12 protein-coding genes are annotated in these 13491 nt (G+C 70.2%); 7 read left to right on the top strand and 5 right to left on the bottom strand.

The genetic code is table 11. From position 1 onward, the window contains the following. The first annotated feature begins 2 nt into the window (after window positions 1-2). From yvcK to secG, 6 genes are all read left to right on the top strand, one after another. A complete protein-coding gene (yvcK, locus tag C3V38_RS14115) occupies window positions 3-986 on the top strand; it encodes a uridine diphosphate-N-acetylglucosamine-binding protein YvcK (RefSeq protein WP_106386079.1) in 984 nt (327 codons plus the stop codon). 25 nt (window positions 987-1011) lie between these two features. After that, the gene (gene whiA, locus C3V38_RS14110) at window positions 1012-1995 is read left to right on the top strand and encodes a DNA-binding protein WhiA (protein WP_106386078.1); all 984 of its coding nucleotides are present in this window, start codon (window positions 1012-1014) and stop codon (window positions 1993-1995) included. A 122-nt stretch (window positions 1996-2117) separates the two neighbouring features. Continuing rightward, window positions 2118-3134: a type I glyceraldehyde-3-phosphate dehydrogenase gene (gene gap / locus C3V38_RS14105; RefSeq protein WP_061228643.1), complete on the top strand. Its 1017-nt coding sequence runs from the start codon at window positions 2118-2120 to the stop codon at window positions 3132-3134. Between the two features lie 156 nt (window positions 3135-3290). After that, the gene (gene pgk / locus C3V38_RS14100) at window positions 3291-4508 is read left to right on the top strand and encodes a phosphoglycerate kinase (protein ID WP_106386077.1); all 1218 of its coding nucleotides are present in this window, start codon (window positions 3291-3293) and stop codon (window positions 4506-4508) included. 31 nt (window positions 4509-4539) lie between these two features. Further along, entirely contained in the window at window positions 4540-5325 is a 786-nt protein-coding gene (gene tpiA, locus C3V38_RS14095) for a triose-phosphate isomerase (RefSeq protein ID WP_061228641.1), read from the top strand. A 129-nt stretch (window positions 5326-5454) separates the two neighbouring features. Continuing rightward, entirely contained in the window at window positions 5455-5688 is a 234-nt protein-coding gene (gene secG, locus C3V38_RS14090; protein WP_007628575.1) for a preprotein translocase subunit SecG, read from the top strand. 111 nt (window positions 5689-5799) lie between these two features. Here secG and pgl read toward each other — a convergent pair whose 3' ends face one another. The 5 genes from pgl to tkt all read right to left on the bottom strand — a co-directional run bounded on the left by pgl (window position 5800) and on the right by tkt (window position 12299). Beyond that, window positions 5800-6528: a 6-phosphogluconolactonase gene (gene pgl / locus C3V38_RS14085; protein ID WP_106386076.1), complete on the bottom strand. Its 729-nt coding sequence runs from the start codon at window positions 6526-6528 to the stop codon at window positions 5800-5802. A gap of 62 nt (window positions 6529-6590) precedes the next feature. After that, complete coding sequence (locus tag C3V38_RS14080; protein ID WP_311200786.1) at window positions 6591-7511, bottom strand: glucose-6-phosphate dehydrogenase assembly protein OpcA; 921 nt, start codon at window positions 7509-7511, stop codon at window positions 6591-6593. Then, window positions 7508-9088 (bottom strand): glucose-6-phosphate dehydrogenase, encoded by a 1581-nt coding sequence (gene zwf / locus C3V38_RS14075; protein WP_371412123.1) that lies wholly within the window; start codon window positions 9086-9088, stop codon window positions 7508-7510. Before zwf ends, C3V38_RS14080 begins: the two co-directional genes overlap by 4 nt. Continuing rightward, window positions 9085-10191 (bottom strand): transaldolase, encoded by a 1107-nt coding sequence (tal, locus tag C3V38_RS14070; RefSeq protein WP_061229192.1) that lies wholly within the window; start codon window positions 10189-10191, stop codon window positions 9085-9087. Before tal ends, zwf begins: the two co-directional genes overlap by 4 nt. Beyond that, complete coding sequence (tkt, locus tag C3V38_RS14065) at window positions 10188-12299, bottom strand: transketolase (protein ID WP_106386075.1); 2112 nt, start codon at window positions 12297-12299, stop codon at window positions 10188-10190. The genes tal and tkt overlap by 4 nt, the downstream gene beginning before the upstream one ends. 283 nt (window positions 12300-12582) lie before the next feature. On the opposite strand from tkt, the gene C3V38_RS14060 reads away from it, so the two are divergent. Further along, window positions 12583-13491, top strand: coding sequence for a heme o synthase (locus C3V38_RS14060; RefSeq protein ID WP_070722396.1), 909 nt, complete (start codon window positions 12583-12585; stop codon window positions 13489-13491).

Here is a 13491-nt window from a genome sequence, read left to right as displayed (position 1 = left end):
CGATGACGGAACCCACGAAAAGGATCCCCTCCCTCGTCGCACTCGGAGGCGGGCACGGGCTCTCAGCGACCCTGAGGGCCGGTCGGCTCGTCGCCGACCACGTCACCGCGGTGGTCACCGTCGCCGACGACGGGGGCTCCTCGGGACGCCTGCGCCGCGAGCTCGGCATCCTCCCGCCCGGCGACCTGCGCATGGCGCTGTGCGCCCTCGCCGGTGAGGACGACGAACACGCCCGCCTCACGAGTCTCTTCCAGCACCGCTACGGCGGCACCGGGGCCCTGGCGGGGCACGCCGTCGGCAACCTCGTCTTCGCCGGATTGTGGGAACTGCTCGGGGACCCGATCGAGGCACTCGACGCGGTCGGCTCGATCCTCGGAGTCACGGGGCGCGTCCTGCCCATGTCCCCGGTGGCACTCGACATCGCGGCCGAGGTCGTCGGTCTCGAGGCCGACCCCAGGGTCGTGCGCACCATCATCGGGCAGGTGGCCGTGGCGACCACGCCGGGCAGCGTCCGACGCGTGCGCCTGATCCCCGACGCCCCGCCCGCCGCGGACGGGGTGGTCGAGGCCATCGAACACGCCGACCTCGTCGTGCTCGGCCCCGGCTCGTGGTTCACCAGCGTCATCCCCAACGTGCTCGTACCGGAGATCGCGGCGTCCCTCACGCGGACCGCCGCCACCAAGGCCCTCGTGCTCAACCTCGCCCCGCAGCCGGGGGAGACGGCGGGCTTCTCGGCAGAGCAACATCTGCATGTTCTGCGCCAGCACGCGCCTCGGGTCGATGTCGACGTCCTGCTCGTGGACCCGCGGATGCCGCTCAGCGCCACCGAACGTGAGCACCTCGAGCGCGCGGCGGCCGGACTGGGCGCCCGCGTGGTGACCGCGGAGATAGCCGAGACCCGCTCGGATGGGACCATGAGGGCTGTCCACGACCCCGCCTCGCTGGCGACGGCACTCGCCGCCTCGCTGCCGGGGGGCGCGGGGTGACGACCGGAGAACAAAGGAGCAGGGCGTGTCGCTGACCGCACAGGTCAAGTCCGAACTGGTGAGGGTCCCCGTCGGGAACACCGAGACCAGGAGGGCCGAGGTCGCCGCGCTGTTGAGGTTCGCCGGAACGCTCCAGATCCTTTCCGGCCGACTCGTCATCGAGGCCGAGGTCGACTCCGGCGAGATCGCCGATCGGCTCGCCGCAGAGCTCGACGCCCTCTTCTCCGTGGCCTGCGAGATCCACCCGATCGGGGGCTCGGGCGGCCGCCCCGCCCGCAAGTTCGTCCTCCGCGTCATCGACCGGGGCGCCGACCTCGCCCGCCAACTGGGGCTCATCGACAACACCGGGCGGGCCGTCCGCGGGCTCCCCGCCGCCGTCGTCGGCGGGTCCGTCGCGGCGGCCGAAGCCGCGTGGCGGGGGGCGTTCCTCGCGCACGGGTCGCTCACCAAGCCAGGTCGCTCGTCGGCCCTCGAGGTGACCGCGCCCGGAGCGGAGGCGGCGATGGCGCTCGTGGGTACCGCGCGCCGACTCGGCGTCACCGCCAAGGCCCGCGAAGTGCGGGGAGGGGACCGGGTGGTCATTCGCGACGCGGAGGCGATCGGGGTCCTACTGGCCCGCCTCGGGGCCACGTCGACCAGGGACGTCTGGGAGGAGCGTCGTTCGCGTGGCGAGGTCCGCGCCACCGCCAACCGGTTGGCTAACTTCGACGACGCCAACCTCCGCCGGTCCGCCCGCGCGGCCGTCGCGGCCGCGGCCCGCGTCCAGCGGGCGCTGGAAATCCTCGCCGAGGACGTCCCTGACCACCTTCTAGCGGCCGGCGAGCTCCGCGTCCAACACCGCCAGTCCTCGTTGGAGGAACTCGGACAGCTCGCCGACCCGCCCATGACCAAGGACGCGGTCGCCGGACGCATCCGGCGACTGCTGTCGATGGCGGACCGCAAGGCCGCCGAGCTCGGGATCCCGGACACCGAGTCCGTGGTCACCGAGGACATGCTCGACGACGCCTGATCGGCCCCCAGAACACCCTGCACGTGGCCGGGCACCGGCGGGTAGTCTGGGTCACGTCCCCGGGCCCCACCCGGCCCTGGTGACGTCCAGCGTTCTCGCACCACCAATAAGGAGACATCGAAGTGACCGTGCGCGTAGGCATCAACGGATTCGGACGTATCGGCCGCAACTTCTACCGCGCGGTGGAGGCTCTCAAGGCCGAGGGCAAGACGGACATCGAAATCGTGGCCGTCAACGACCTGACCACGAACGACATGCTCGCTCACCTGCTCAAGTACGACTCGATCCTCGGTCGCCTCGGCAAGGACGTCACCTACGACGACACCTCGATCACGGTCGGCGGGACCAAGATCGGCGCGCTCGCCATCAAGGAGGGCCCCGCCTCCGTTCCGTGGGGTGACTACGGCGTCGACGTCGTCGTCGAGTCCACCGGTATCTTCACCTCGGCGGAGAAGGCCCGCGGCCACCTCGAGGGCGGCGCCAAGAAGGTCATCATCTCGGCCCCCGCCTCCGACGAGGACATCACCATCGTGATGGGTGTCAACGACGACAAGTACGACGGCTCGCAGACGATCATCTCGAACGCCTCCTGCACCACCAACTGCCTCGCGCCCGTGGCCAAGGTTCTGTCCGACGAGTTCGGCATCGTCAAGGGCCTCATGACCACGATCCACGCGTACACCCAGGACCAGAACCTGCAGGACGCGCCCCACAAGGACCCGCGTCGCGCCCGCGCCGCCGCGCTGAACATGGTCCCGACCTCCACCGGTGCCGCCAAGGCCGTCTCCCTCGTGCTGCCCGAGCTCAAGGGCAAGTTCGACGGCTACGCCGTTCGCGTCCCGCTGCCCACCGGCTCCCTGACCGACCTCACCGTCGAGCTCGAGAAGAAGGCCTCGGTCGACGAGGTCAACGCCGCGGTCAAGGCCGCCGCCGAGGGGCCGATGAAGGGCATCCTCAAGTACACCGAGGACCCGATCGTCTCCTCTGACATCGTCACCGATCCGCACTCGTCGATCTTCGACGCGCCGCTGACCAAGGCGATCGACGGCCAGATCAAGATCGCCTCCTGGTACGACAACGAGTGGGGCTACTCCAACCGCCTGGCCGACCTCATCGGCCTGGTCGGCAAGTCGCTCTGAGAGCCTTCGGGCCTGACGACCCCGTACCACCACCGGGCCCGGTCCGGGGACGCCGCGAGCGTCCCGGCCGGGCCCGGCGCACATCGACCGGCGCCGCACGGTCAGCCCACCCACCCGGTGACCCACCCACAGTTCTTCCGACAGGAGTTCCACCACATGGCCGTGAGCACGCTCTCCGACCTGCTCGACGCCGGCGTAGAGGGCCGCAAGATCCTCGTCCGCTGCGACCTCAACGTCCCGCTCGACGGGAAGACCATCACCGACGCCGGCCGCATCACCGCCTCGCTGCCCACACTTAACGCGCTGCTCGACGCGGGCGCGGCACTCGTGATAACCGCCCATCTCGGCCGACCCAAGGGCGAGGCCGACCCCAAGTTCTCCCTCGCACCCGTGGCGGAGAAGCTGGGAGATGAGCTGGGGCGGTACGTCCAGCTCGCCGGTGACGTGGTGGGGCCGGACGCGCGTGAGCGGGCCAACGGCCTGACCGACGGCGACGTCCTGCTGGTCGAGAACGTCCGCTTCGATCCCCGCGAGACGAGCAAGGACGAGTCCGAGCGGGCCGCGTTCGCCGCGGAACTCGCGAGCCTCGTGGGCGAGGACGGCGCGTTCGTATCCAACGGCTTCGGCGTTGTCCACCGCGCCCAGGCCTCCGTCTACGACGTCGCCAAGCTCCTGCCTGCCTACGCCGGCGATCTCGTGCAGAGCGAGGTCGACGTGCTCGCCGACCTCACCGGGGACCCGAAGCGTCCTTACGCGGTTGTGCTCGGTGGATCCAAGGTCTCGGACAAGCTCGCCGTGATCGAGGCGCTGGCTCCGAAGGTCGACACCCTCGTCATCGGCGGCGGCATGTGCTTCACCTTCCTCGCCGCGCAGGGCCACGGTGTGGGCTCCTCGCTGCTGCAGGAGGAGATGATCGACACCTGCAAGGACCTGCTGGCCAGGTACGGCGACGTCATCACGCTCCCCGTGGACGTCGTCGCCGCCGACGGGTTCGCCGCCGACGCCCCCCACACCACGGTTCCCGCCGACGCGATCCCCGAGGGCACGATGGGCCTGGACATCGGCCCCGAGTCGGTCGCCGCCTTCGCCGAGAAGCTCACCTCGGCCAAGACCGTGTTCTGGAACGGGCCGATGGGCGTGTTCGAGTTCGAGGCCTTCTCCGCGGGCACCCGCGGCGTCGCCGAGGCGATCATCACCGCGACCTCCGCCGGAGCGTTTTCCGTCGTCGGTGGCGGCGACTCGGCGGCCGCCGTGCGCACCCTGGGGCTCGGCGAGGAGAACTTCTCCCACATCTCCACCGGCGGTGGCGCCTCGCTGGAGTACCTGGAGGGTAAGGAACTGCCCGGCGTCACCGTCCTTGAGCGCGGCAACTGACCCGGACACCCAGGAACTACAAGGAGAGAACATGTCACGCACTCCGCTCATCGCCGGCAACTGGAAGATGAACCTCAACCACCTCGAGGCGATCGCACTCGTGCAAAAGGTCGCCTTCTCCCTCCCGGAGAAGTACCTCGAGAAGGTCGACGTCGCGTTCCTCCCGCCGTTCACGAATATCCGAGGCGTCCAGATCGTCATCGAAGGTGACAAGCTGGGCTTCGCCTACGGAGCCCAGGACGTCTCGGTGCACGAATCCGGCGCCTACACCGGCGAGATCTCGGCCTCCATGCTCGCGAAGCTCGGCTGCACCTATGTCGTCGTGGGCCACTCCGAGCGCCGCGACTACCACGCCGAGACCGACGAACTCGTGGCGGCCAAGGCCGCGGCCGGACACCGTCACGGCCTGACCCCGATCGTCTGCGTGGGGGAGAAGCTCGAGGTCCGCGAGGCCGGTGACCACGTGGACTTCGTCGTGAACCAGCTCAAGGGTTCGCTGGAGGGTCTGACGACCGCGCAGTTGGCCTCCACGGTCATCGCGTACGAGCCGGTGTGGGCCATCGGAACCGGCAAGACCGCCTCCGCCGCCGACGCGCAGGAGGTGTGCGCGGCCATCCGCTCCGCGCTGGCCGAGCTCGCCGACGCCGAGACGGCCGAGTCGATGCGTGTCCTGTACGGCGGTAGCGTCAACGCCTCGAACGTCGGCGAGCTGCTCGAACAGTCGGACGTCGACGGTGGCCTGGTGGGTGGGGCATCACTCAAGCCGGACGAGTTCGCCCAGCTGTGCGCGATCGCCGCCGGCGGCCCGCTGCCCTGATCCGATCCCGCCCCCGGCGGGTCCGGCCCTCGCCGGCCCCGCACGCCGGGACCAACCGCGGACGCCCGACCGGGTAGTCTGTAGCGGTCGCACCCGACCGCCCGACCTGACGTGAGGCACGATCCCTACATGAAGCTCGCCCTGGACATCTTCCTCATCATCACCAGCCTGCTGCTGATGCTGTTCATCCTGCTGCACCGCGGCAAGGGCGGCGGCCTGTCCTCGCTGTTCGGTGGCGGCGTCCAGTCGAGCCTGTCGGGCTCCAGCGTCGTCGAGCGCAACCTGGACCGGGTCACCGTGGTCGTCGCGGTCCTCTGGGTGATCGCGATCATCGCCGTCGGCCTGCTCGTCCGCTTCGGCTGATCCCCGCTCGGGGCCCAGACGCGCCAAAAGGGGTGCGCGCTCTCCCACGTGGGAGGGCGCGCACCCCTTTCCGTCGTGCCTGGTCATCCGACGAGTAGCGCCGGGCCGGCGTCAGCTCACCAGCGAGGCGGCTGGCCCGTCGAGGTGGAAGGTCGTGGACTCGGTGCCGACAGCCCCGGCGACCGGCCAGTCCGCCGGATCAGCACCACCCAGACCCTTCGCGACCGCCTCGGCCTTCCCCTCTCCGGTGGCCACGACGATGACGTGCCGCGACCGGCGCACCGCCGGCAGCGTGAAGGTGAGTCGCTCCGGCGGCGGCTTGGGACAGTCGCGGACGCCCACCGCCAGCCGTTCGGTCTCGGCGATCGCCGGAGTGTGCGGGAACAGGGAGTCGATGTGCCCCTCCGGCCCCATCCCGAGTAGCGTCACGTCGAACAACGGCTCGTCGCCACCGGCACCGGGCAGGTCCACCTCCGCGAGGAACGCCTCCGCGGCGGCGTCGACGTCGTCGAACTCATCTCCCCGCGTCGGCCAGCGGTGGATGGTGGCCCGGTCGCCGACGGCATTGAACAGCACCTCGGCGAGCTGCCCGTCGTTGCGGTCGGGATGATCGGCCGGGACGAAGCGCTCATCCCCGAGGAAGATCGTGACCCGGCTCCAGTCGACTTCGGTTCCGGCGAGGGCGGCGGCCGTCTTCACGCCCACCGAACCACCGGTCAGGGAGAGCGTCGCCCGGCCGGCCGCGGCAACGCGCTCGTTGAGGTGACCGGCCGCGGCGAGGGCGGCGGCCTCCGCGAGGGACTGCGCATCCTCATGGACGAGATGACGGGTGACTGACATCGACGCTCCTGTCGTGGTGGTGGGGTGGGAACGGACGCGGGTGCCGGCCTTCCGGCCCCGGCTCAGCGAACCGACGCCGAGGTGTAGATGACGCGATCGTGGTTGGCCAACGCGTCCGCGTACACACCATCAGTGTCCATGCGGCGCAACTCCTCCGCCAGACAGTCGGCCACACTCCGACCCACGAGAGCGACCCGCGTGGGGGACTGCCCGGTGATGCGCAGCTCCGCGGAGGTCGCGCTGACCTGCTCGACGACGATGGACCCGGAGGCCCGCTCCAACACGACCATTCTGGGCCCGACCGCCCGCAGGACGTCGATCCCGAGGCGGGACGCTAGCCACCCGCCGGCGAGATCGACCGACGCCGCACGCTCCGGCCCGCACACGGTGGCGCCCGTGATCGGCTCGAAAGGGGGTCGATCGAGGGTCGCGGCCAGCAACGAACGCCAATGGGTGATGCGCGCCCACGCCAGATCGGTGTCACCGGGGGAGTACCCGGCCGCTCGCTTGGCCAGGGCGTCCGTCGGATGCCCCTCGGCGTCCGAATCGACGATGCGGCGCCGGGCGAGCCGACCCACGCGGTCCTCGGACAGCAGCGTCGGGGAGTGGCGGGGCCACCACACCGCGAGCGGGGTGTCGGGCAGCAGCAGCGGCGTCACGAGCGACGCCGACTGCGACGCCATCGCGCCGGACGTGCGCAACACGACGACCTCCGCCGCGCCGGCGTCGCCGCCGACGCGGATCTGGCCATCCAGCCGATCGGCGTCGGCGCGCCGCCCCCGGATCACCACGATGACGCGGCACGGGTGCTCCCGGCTGGCCTCGTTCGCCGCGTCGATCGCCGACTCGCTGCCACGGACGTGGTCGGTGATGACGATCAGCGTGAGGACGCGGCCGATCGTGCTCAGGCCCGCCTCCTCGCGGATCTGCACCAGCTTCTTGGCGATCGCGCGGGTCGAGGTGTCGGGTAGGTCGATGATCACGGTCGCCTCCATGCGCGGCCGCTGCGGGCCAGGATCTCGTCGGCGCCCCTGGGCCCCCAAGTGCCCGCCTGGTACTGCTCCGGTTGGCCCTCGGACTTCCACTCGCGCAGGACCGGGTCGAGCAGTTGCCAGCTCAACTCCACCTCACGCGAGACCGGGAAGAGAGACGGCTCGCCCAGCAGCACGTCGAGGATGAGGCGCTCGTACGCCTCGGGGGAGGATTCGGTGAACGCCTCGCCGTAGGCGAAGTCCATGTTGACGTCGCGGACCTCCATCGCGGTCCCCGGTACCTTCGACCCGAACCGCAGGGTGACCCCCTCGTCCGGCTGGACGCGGATCACCAGGGCGTTCTGTCCCAGCTCCTGCGTCATCGTTGCGTCGAAGGGCAGGTGCGGCGCGCGCCGGAAGACGACCGCGATCTCGGTGACACGACGCCCCAGGCGCTTACCGGTCCGCAGGTAGAACGGGACGCCCGCCCACCGTCGGTTGTGGACCTCCAGGGTGATGGCCGCGTAGGTCTCGGTCGCCGAGGACGGGTCGTAGCCCTCTTCGTCCTTCAGCCCGACGACCTGCTCGGAACCCTGCCAGCCACCGGCGTACTGACCGCGCGCGGCGGTCTCGGAGATCGGCAACGCCAGCGAGGTGGACTCGAGGACCTTGGTCTTCTCCGCACGCAGCGCGGCGGCGGAGAAATCGGTCGGCTCCTCCATCGCCACCAGCGCCATCAGCTGGATCAGGTGGTTCTGGATGACGTCGCGCGCGGCACCGATACCGTCGTAGTACCCGGCGCGCCCGCCGAGACCGATGTCCTCGGCCATCGTGATCTGGACGTGGTCCACGTGGTTGGCGTTCCACACCGGCTCGAAGAGCTGGTTGGCAAAGCGCAACGCCAGGATGTTCTGGACCGTCTCCTTGCCGAGGTAGTGGTCGATACGGAACACCGAGTCCTCGGGGAACACCGCCCCCACGACCGCGTTGAGCTCGCGCGCACTGGCCAGGTCATGACCGAAGGGTTTCTCGATGACCACCCGGCGCCAGGACCCCTCGGGGCCCCGCGTGCACCCGGTGCGATCGAGGTGCCGGCACACGGTCGGGAAGTCATCCGGGGGGATCGACAGGTAGAACGCGTAGTTGCCAGCCGTGCCCCGCTCCGCCTCGAGCGCGACCAGCTGGCCCGCGAGGCGGTCGAATCCCTCGTCGTCGTCGAAGGTGCCGGTCACGAACCTCAGTCCCGCGGCGAGTTGCTCCCATACATCCTCACGGAACGGTGTCCGGCAGCGCTCGCGGGCCTGTTCGCGGGCGAACGCCGCGAACTCCTCGTGCGCCCACTGACGCCGACCGAACCCGATGAGCGAGAACCCGGGCGGGAGCAGACCCCGGTTGGCGAGATCGTAGATCGCCGGGATGAGCTTCTTCTTGGACAGGTCACCGGTGACGCCGAAGATCACGAGGCCGGAGGGCCCAGCGATCCGCGGCAGACGCCGGTCGCGGGGGTCCCGGAGCGGGTTGACCCATCCCTCGGTGGCCCCTGTCGAACTATCGGCGTCGGACGTGTCCAGACGGTCGGGGCCGGTCACGAATCCGACGGGATCTCGTCGATCCGCGCCCTCACCGTGTCCATCAGGTCGTCCCAGGCGGTGACGAACTTCTCCACGCCCTGGCGCTCGAGCAGCGCGAAGACCTCGTCCAGGTCGATGCCCTCGGCGCGCAACGCGTCGAGCGTGGCCCGGGAGGCCTCGGCGGTCCCACGGACCGTGTCCCCCTCGACCACGCCGTGGTCGGCGAACGCCTGCATGGTGGCGAAGGGCATCGTGTTGACGGTCCCGCGAGTCACCAACCCGGTCACGTACAGCGTGTCGGGGTATGCCGGGTCCTTGACCCCCGTGGAGGCCCACAGCAGACGCTGCGGCCGGGCGCCGCGGTCCGCCAGCTCGCCGAATCGGCCGGCCGGGTCGAATACCTCGTCGTAGACCTCCTGGCACAGGCGGGCGTTGGCGAGCCCGGCCTGGCCGCGCAGCTCTGACGACTCCGGCAGGCGTGAGTCGATCTCGGTGTCCAGGCGGGAGACGAACACCGACGCCACGGAGTGGATCGACGACAGATCGTGCCCGGCGGCCACGGCCCGCTCTAGGCCGGTGAGGTACGCCTCCGCGACCTTCCGGTATTGGTCCGCCGAGAAGATCAGCGTGACGTTGACGTCGATGCCCTTGCCGATGACATCGGTGATCGCCGGCAGTCCCGCAGAGGTGGCGGGGATCTTGATCATGACGTTGGGCCGGTCGACCGCGGCGGACAGCTCGACCGCCTGCTGGACGGTCTCCGCCGTGTCGTGTGCCAGGCCCGGGTCGACCTCGAGGGAGACGCGGCCATCCACGCCGTCGGTCGCCCGATAGGTCGGCGCCAACAGGTCACAGGCGTCCCGGACGTCTGCGGTGGTGAGCGCGCGGACCACGGAGGCGAGTTCGCGGTCGGCCCGCACCGCCTCGGCGAGGGCGCCCTCGTAGGCCGACGAGTCCGCCAGTGCCGACTGGAAGATCGCAGGGTTGGTGGTCACACCCACGATGGAGTACTCCGCCATCCGCATCTCGAGCTCACCGGAGGCGAGGAGCTGACGGGACAGGTCGTCGAGCCACACGGAGACCCCGGCGGCACTGAGAGCGGCGAGATTGGCGTTGGTCATGATGCCTCCCCTCGGGCGGCCGCGAGCGACTCGCGGGCGGCGGAGACCACCGCGTCGGCGGTGATCCCGAATTCGGTGAACAGGGTCTCGTAGGGCGCGGAGGCGCCGAAGTGCTCGAGCGAGACGGCCCGGCCGGCGTCCCCGAGGAACCGGTACCACGGCATCGCGATGCCGGCCTCGACCGAGACCCGGGCGCGCACGGCAGACGGGAGGACCGACTCGCGGTACTCGGCGTCCTGCTGGTCGAAGAACTCGACACAGGGCATGGAGACCACCCGCGTGGGCACGCCCGCGTCCTCGAGGGTCTCCCGCGCGGCCACGGCCAGCTGGACCTCGGACCCCGTGCCGATGAGGATCACCTCGGGGGTACCCGTCGACGCCTCGGCGAGGACGTAGCCGCCCCGCTCGACACCCTCACGGGCGAGCTGCGCGGTGCCCTCGAGCACGGGCACGTTCTGCCGGGTCAGACACAGCCCCTTGGGCCCGTCGAGCGCCTCCAGCATCGCCCGCCAGGCGGCGGCGGTCTCGTTGGCGTCGGCCGGACGGAGGATCGCCAGCCCCGGGATCGCGCGCAGCGCCGCGAGCTGCTCGACCGGCTGGTGGGTCGGGCCGTCCTCGCCCAGACCGATCGAGTCGTGGGTCCACACGTAGTAGGCGTTGCTGCCCTGGAGCGCGGCCAGCCGGACGGCCGGGCGCATGTACTCGCTGAAGATGAGGAACGTCCCGCCGTACGGGCGGGTGGGGCCGTGGAGTGCGATGCCGTTGAGGATCGCGCCCATCGCGTGCTCCCGGACACCGAAGTGCAGGTTCCGCCCGTAGGGGGAGGCGGTCCACGTGTCGGTGGTGATCGACGTGGGGCCGAAGGAGTCCGCGTTCTTGATGGGGGTGTTGTTGGATCCGGCGAGGTCGGCGGAACCGCCCCACAGTTCCGGGAGCGTGGCCGCGAGGGCCTGGATGGCCTCGGCGGAGGCCTTACGGGTCGCGACGCCCTTGGGGTCGGCCTCCCAGGTCGGCAAGTCGGCGTCCCACCCCTCGGGGAGCTGGCCCGAGTAGAGGCGGTCGAACAGCGCCTTGCGCTCCGGGTTGGCTTCCGCCCAGGCGTGGAACATGTCGCTCCACTGCGCGTGGACGCGGGCGCCGCGGTCGCGGGCCGCACGGGTGTGGGCGATCACCTCGTCCTCGACGGTGAACGGCTCGGTGCCGCCCATCCCGAGGACCTCCTTGACGGCATCGACCTCGTCCTGGCCCAGCGCGGCACCGTGCGCCGCGCCGGTGTTCATCGCGTTCGGCGCCGGGTAGGCGATGATCGTGCGGAGGACGATGATCGACGGCTTGTCCGTGACGGCTCGTGCGTCGGCGATCGCCTCCTCGATCGCTGCCACGTCCTCGCCGCCGTTCACCGTCTGGACGTGCCACCCGTAGGCCTCGTAGCGGGCCGCGACGTCCTCGTTGAACGCGATTCGGGTGTCGTCCTCGATCGAGATCTCGTTGTCGTCGTAGATCGCGATGAGGTTACCGAGTTGCTGCGTGCCCGCGAGCGAGGCCGCCTCGGCCGTGACGCCCTCCTGAATGTCACCGTCGGAGGCGATCACGTAGATGAAGTGGTCGAACGGGCTCTTGCCCGCGGGGGTGTCCGGGTCGAACAGCCCGCGCTCGTACCGTGCCGCCATCGCCATACCGACCGCGGAGGCCAGTCCCTGCCCGAGCGGGCCGGTGGTGATCTCCACCCCGTCGGTGTGCCGCCACTCGGGATGGCCGGGAGTCTTCGAGCCCCACGTACGCAGCGCCTTGAGATCCTCGAGTTCGAGGCCGAACCCGGCGAGGTACAGCTGGATGTACTGGGTGAGTGAGGTGTGCCCGCAGGACAGGATGAAGCGGTCCCGTCCCACCCACGTCGGATCGGACGGGTCGTGCCGCATGATGCGCTGGTAGAGCGTATAGGCCAGCGGGGCGAGGCTCATCGCGGTGCCCGGGTGACCACTGCCGCAATTCTGCACGGCCTCGGCGGCGAGAACGCGTGCGGTGTCCACTGCACGGGAGTCCAGTTCGGTCCAGTCGGATGGGTGGCGGGCGGTGGTGAGCTCGGTGATCTCCGACGCGCTGGTCACTTGTGGTTCTCCCGGGTCTGAGGGTGCGGCGCGGATCCGCGCGTATGTCGTGAACCACCTTAGTGGTCACGGCCGCGGGGGGCGTACCGTCCCCGCCCCCGCTCTTTCGCGGACCGCGCGGGGGGGACGTAGTATCGGCTCGGTAGTGCGTTGACGTCTGCTGCGAGGAGTTCCGGTGCACGATTCCACCCCGACCCGGAGTGGGGGGCCATCAGTCTCCCCTCCAGAGTCCACGGGGCGGCCGGCTCCGGCGAGCGGGCGGGCCCGCGTTGTCGACGTGGTGATGGCGTACATCGCCCTCACCAAGCCGCGGGTCATCGAGTTGCTCCTCGTCGCCGCTATCCCGGCCCTGCTGCAAGCGGATCGCGGGAACATCCACCTCTCCCTGGTGCTGCTCACCCTCGTCGGCGGTTGGATGGGCGCAGCGAGCGCGAACTCGCTCAACATGGTCGTCGACTACGACATCGACCAGGTGATGAAGCGCACCGAGCGCCGCCCGCTCGCCCGCCACGCGATCACCCCGCGTGCCGCGCTGGTCTTCGGCCTGACGCTCGGTGTGGCGAGCATCCTCTGGCTGGGGCTCCTGGCCAACAGCTGGCTCGCCGCCTTCTTCATCCTCATCACGATCCTGTTCTACGTGATCGTGTACTCGATGATCCTCAAGCGGCGGACCGCTCAGAACGTCGTCTGGGGCGGCGCCGCGGGCTGCATGCCGGTTTTCGTCTCGTGGGCGGTCATCACCGACAACCTGCCGGATGGACAGCCCCATAACTGGTGGCAGGCGGTCGTGCTGTTCCTCATCATCTTCTTCTGGACGCCACCGCACACCTGGGCCCTCGCGATGCGTTACAAGGAGGACTACAAGGCCGCCGGCGTGCCGATGCTGCCCGTGGTCATGGGTCCCGAGGGCGTGACCCGCCGCATCACGATCTACACGTGGGTCACCGTGCTGTGCACGTTCGCGCTCATCCCCGCGGCGGGTTGGGTCTACGCGGCCGGCGCGATCGGCTTCGGCGTGTGGTTCATCGTCATGGCGCATCGCCTCGAGGCGGGCGTGCGCCGCGGCGTCGAGGTAAAGCCGCTCAAGCTGTTCATTTTGTCGAACAACTACCTCGCCGGGGTGTTCGTGGCCCTGTCCATCGACGCGGTGCTCGGACTGCAGACCGTGGCGGAGCTCCTGTCGCTGGCCTGA

The sequence above is a fragment of the Dietzia sp. oral taxon 368 genome (assembly GCF_002999155.1).
Lineage (GTDB): Bacteria > Actinomycetota > Actinomycetes > Mycobacteriales > Mycobacteriaceae > Dietzia > Dietzia cinnamea.
The sequence above is the reverse complement of the archived record's forward strand: the minus strand, read 5'-3'. Positions and strand labels throughout refer to the sequence as shown.

Excerpts from the sequence above, each read along its gene's own strand:
- tal (WP_061229192.1), bottom strand. The coding sequence starts at position 10,191 with ATGACCAACGCCAATCTCGCCGCTCTCAGTGCCGCCGGGGTCTCCGTG.
- pgk (WP_106386077.1), top strand. The coding sequence starts at position 3,291 with ATGGCCGTGAGCACGCTCTCCGACCTGCTCGACGCCGGCGTAGAGGGC.
- secG (WP_007628575.1), top strand. The coding sequence starts at position 5,455 with ATGAAGCTCGCCCTGGACATCTTCCTCATCATCACCAGCCTGCTGCTG.
- pgl (WP_106386076.1), bottom strand. The coding sequence starts at position 6,528 with ATGTCAGTCACCCGTCATCTCGTCCATGAGGATGCGCAGTCCCTCGCG.
- C3V38_RS14060 (WP_070722396.1), top strand. The coding sequence starts at position 12,583 with ATGGCGTACATCGCCCTCACCAAGCCGCGGGTCATCGAGTTGCTCCTC.
- tpiA (WP_061228641.1), top strand. The coding sequence starts at position 4,540 with ATGTCACGCACTCCGCTCATCGCCGGCAACTGGAAGATGAACCTCAAC.
- yvcK (WP_106386079.1), top strand. The coding sequence starts at position 3 with ATGACGGAACCCACGAAAAGGATCCCCTCCCTCGTCGCACTCGGAGGC.